Here is a 3648-nt window from a genome sequence, read left to right on the forward strand (position 1 = left end):
ACGATCTGCGTGCCCTGCAGCGCCTTGTCGTCGTCGATGAAGGCGACCACGGAATATTCGCGCCCGCCATCGAGCGACATCTGCAATTGCAGGCCGGCCCGGCCGGCGCCGTAGACGATGACGGGTTCCAGATCGTGCAGCTGCCGGGTCAGCCAGAAGAAATAGCTCTGGCCGAACAGCCGGCAGCCCCATGTCATGAGGAAATACAGGATGCCGAACAGGATCGGCACCGAGCGCGGGATCATCAGCCAGGGCGCCAGATGGCCGAGCACATAGAGCCCGATCACCAGCACCGTGACGGCGCGGGCGATGATGAAGGCGGCCGTGCGGTCCGACGAGCGCACCAGAATGCGGTAGACGCCGAGCTGCCAGAACACCAGAACGGCGGCGAACGGGATCAGCAGGAACACCGGCCGGCCGGGCACCAGAATCCACTCGACCCAGAAATCGGCCAGACGCAGGCCATAGGCGACCCACAGTGCAAAGGGCGCCAGCAGGGCATCCACCAGCGCCAGAAACAGACGCCGGCCGATGCGCGGCACCTCATAGAGCCGGCGGTTGAGCCCCTTCCAGACCTGCTTCATGCGCGTCGTCCGCCTGCGGCCCGCCGCTCGGGACGGACCCCGGCCGGGCCGGCCGGCCCACCGTGACTGACAGCATCTTCAGACAGCATCTGCATTTCGCTCGGTTCCGCCCCGCGGCCGGGCGGCAGCGGGAACGGCAGGGTGTTTTCTGCGCCGGGATCGGTCTCTGCCGGGCCGGCCTGCGCGCGTCGCGGCCCGGTGCGCGCCTGCCGGGCGCGCGGGTCTGCCATCATACCGGCGCTTTGGCCGCCGCACCATCCTCGTGCCCCGGCATGTAGCCCAGCGCAAGGGCCATCGGCAGCCAGAGATAGAGATAATAGGCGTTGATAAACGAAATCGGGTTGGCGAGATCGGCGGCCATGAACATCAGGGTGAAGATCAGCATCCACAGCGCCAGCCGGCGGGCGGGCTGCGCCGGCCGCGTCAGGGCCGCCGCGATGGCGTTGACGATCAGCCCGAGATAGGCGGCCAGCGCCGGCAGGCCGAAATAGAACGCCATCGACAGATAGCCGTTGTGCGGGTGTTCGCCCAGCGGATGGTCGATGCGCGCCTCCGGCCCGGCGCCGAACAGCGGGTGGGCGGCGATGGACCGGATGGCCAGATGCCAGATTTCCAGCCGGTAGGAGGTGCGGCACATCTCGTTGCCGCCGCCGATCACGCCGGCATTGCTGACCTGCGCGCAGCCGAGCTGGTTCAGAACCGGTTCGGCCAGCACCAGCGAGGTCGGCAGCGCCACGGCAAGCAGGATCATGACGGCGGCCGCCGCCGCGCGCAGCCGGCCCGGCTTCATCCACGCCAGCACGAGGGTGATGGCCCCGCTGACGATGAAGGCGATGAGCGGCCCGCGGCCGTAGGTGAGATAGAGCCCGGCCAGATTGAGGGCGAGCGAGACCAGCACCGCGAGGCGCAGGCCGCCCCGCGTCGTGCGCAGCGCCAGCAGGCCGGCAGCGGAGGCGAAGGCCAGCACGGTGGCGGCCTGAATCGGGTTGCCGGCGCGGCCATAAAGATAAAGCCGCGGGAACATGTGCCAGTATTCGGCCTGCACCCAGATCTGCTGCACCATGGCCCAGCCGGCGCCGATGGCGACGAAGATGCTGGCGGCCGGCAGCAGCCAGCGGGCGAAGCCGGCGTCGCGCCGCAGCGCGCCGAGCACGGTGATCAGAAAGAGAAAGACGGTGACGATGTTTGCCGTTGCCTGCCACACCCGGCCGTCGGCGGCCTCGCCGCGCGCGACGATGCCCGCGGCCTGCCACAGCGCCAGAAAGGCGAACAGCGCCACCATGCGCCGGCGCTCCGGCGCGGCGAGGAGATCGGCCCGGAACTGCGGCGAGGCCGCCAGCAGCACCACGCCGGCCACCATCCACCCGACATAGGCCAGCAGCCAGAACGGATGGAACGGCACGGTGGCGACGCCCAGAATGGTGGCGCAGATCAGTGCGGCACAGGGGTCGATGGTTCGCAGACGGTCGAACAGACCGGCCGGGCGTGCACGCGCAGACGACATCTCGGGTCCATCGGCAGCCTTGCCGGCGAGGCTGCCGGCGCGGGCGGAAAGAGGCAAAGGGCCAAGCGCCGGGAAGCGCCGGCACCGGTCGCGGTTGGAATCGGGTGCGATCGTGTCGAAGTTGCGACCATGCCGCCCGCCGTTGTCCAACCGCCGCTTTCTTTGCGCAAGCCCGCCGCCCGCGCAAGGCCTGCGGCGCGGGACGGGCGGGCGGATGGCGCCGTTGAAGGAGATAGGCGCCGCGGTGCCTGGCGCTCTGGCTTTCCTTCCGGGCGCATTCGTGGGAAACAGCGGCGCAGTAGCAGGTCGGGGCGGCAGGGGCGATAGGCTTGAGATGCTGAAACGGGCGTTCGATTTCCTCGCCGCGCTCGGCGGGCTCATCGTGCTGTTGCCGGCGCTGGCGGTGCTGGTGGTGCTGATCCGGCGGGATTCGCCGGGGCCTGCGTTTTTCGTGCAGATCCGCGTCGGTCGCAACGAGCGCCCGTTCCGTTGCTACAAGCTGCGTTCCATGAAGACCGGCACGCCGAACCGGGCCTCCCACGAGGTCGGCGCTTCGGCGATCACCCCCATCGGCGCCTTTCTGCGCCGCACCAAGCTCGACGAATTGCCGCAGCTGTGGAACGTGCTCATGGGCGACATGAGCCTCGTCGGACCGCGCCCCTGCCTGCCGTCGCAGCATGAGCTGATCGCTGCCCGCCGGGCGCGGGGCGTATTCGCCCTGCGGCCCGGCATCACCGGACTGGCGCAGATTCGCGATATCGACATGTCGGTGCCCGAGCGACTGGCCCGCGTCGATGCCGAATATCTCGCCAGCCAGTCATTCGCCGGCGATCTGCGCATCCTGCTGGCCACCGTGCGTGGCGGCGGACAAGGGGACGCGGCCCATCGCTGACCCCGGCAGGCGCAAGGCCCGGGAAAGGTCGCCTCTTGTATAGGTTGCAGCGGCCTGTCATCGTCGCGCATACTTGCCAAAAGACGAACAACCGGGGGGCACTTCGTGCAGAACGGCTGGACGCTCGCCCTCGCGCATCTGGCGTCGCGGCTGCTGCAGCCGGGCGACTGGCGGCAAGCGGCGGAAGACGGTTGCGGCGCCATTTGCGCACTGGAGGGCGTGCGCCGGGTGGCTGTGTTTCGCCTGCTGGGGCAGGGCGGCGCGGCGCCGGCGCAGCGCTGCCTTGTCGATTGTCACCGGCCGGGGCTGGCGGCGCTCGGCGAGGCCACCGGCGTACTTGCACCGCCGGGCCGCTGGCTCGCCGGTGCCTCGGGGCGGTTGCGCAAGGGGCTGGTGGCCACCGGCCGGGCTGCCGGCGAAAGCGGGCCGGTCCGGCATTTTCTCGATCACTTCGGCATCGTGCGTTACCTCATCGCGCCGCTCATGGTGGACGGGCGCTGGTGGGGGCATATCTTCCTGGATATCGATGACAGCGGCGCGGGCTGGACCGAGGAGCGGATCGCCGTCGTCAGCACGATGACGGTGCTGATCGCACAGGCCATCAAGCGCGACGAGTCGCCGGCTGCAATGAGCGAGGCCACGCGCCTTGCGATGCTGCAGTCCTCGCC

Annotated in this window: 3 protein-coding genes and 1 pseudogene; 2 read left to right on the top strand and 2 right to left on the bottom strand. The window is 69.6% G+C overall.

Features of this window, described 5'->3' with window-relative positions; all coding sequences use genetic code 11:
• A pseudogene (locus V7067_RS16455) lies at positions 1 to 584 on the bottom strand (hypothetical protein); the annotation flags it as partial.
• A 229-nt stretch (positions 585 to 813) separates the two neighbouring features.
• On the bottom strand, positions 814 to 2088 hold the full coding sequence (locus V7067_RS16460; RefSeq protein ID WP_334176977.1) for an O-antigen ligase family protein: 1275 nt from the start codon (positions 2086 to 2088) through the stop codon (positions 814 to 816).
• A gap of 334 nt (positions 2089 to 2422) precedes the next feature.
• Here V7067_RS16460 and V7067_RS16465 point away from each other — a divergent pair, with 334 nt between their 5' ends.
• Both V7067_RS16465 and V7067_RS16470 read left to right on the top strand, forming a co-directional pair.
• Entirely contained in the window at positions 2423 to 2980 is a 558-nt protein-coding gene (locus V7067_RS16465) for a sugar transferase (RefSeq protein WP_334176978.1), read from the top strand.
• A gap of 105 nt (positions 2981 to 3085) precedes the next feature.
• Positions 3086 to 3648, top strand: a 563-nt coding sequence (locus V7067_RS16470) for a GAF domain-containing protein (RefSeq protein WP_334176979.1), incomplete at its 3' end; no start/stop codon positions are given.

Origin of the sequence: Pseudoxanthobacter sp. (genome assembly GCF_036822375.1) — a bacterium.
Lineage (GTDB): Bacteria > Pseudomonadota > Alphaproteobacteria > Rhizobiales > Segnochrobactraceae > Pseudoxanthobacter.

Excerpts from the sequence above, each read along its gene's own strand:
- V7067_RS16460 (WP_334176977.1), bottom strand. The coding sequence starts at position 2,088 with ATGTCGTCTGCGCGTGCACGCCCGGCCGGTCTGTTCGACCGTCTGCGA.
- V7067_RS16465 (WP_334176978.1), top strand. The coding sequence starts at position 2,423 with ATGCTGAAACGGGCGTTCGATTTCCTCGCCGCGCTCGGCGGGCTCATC.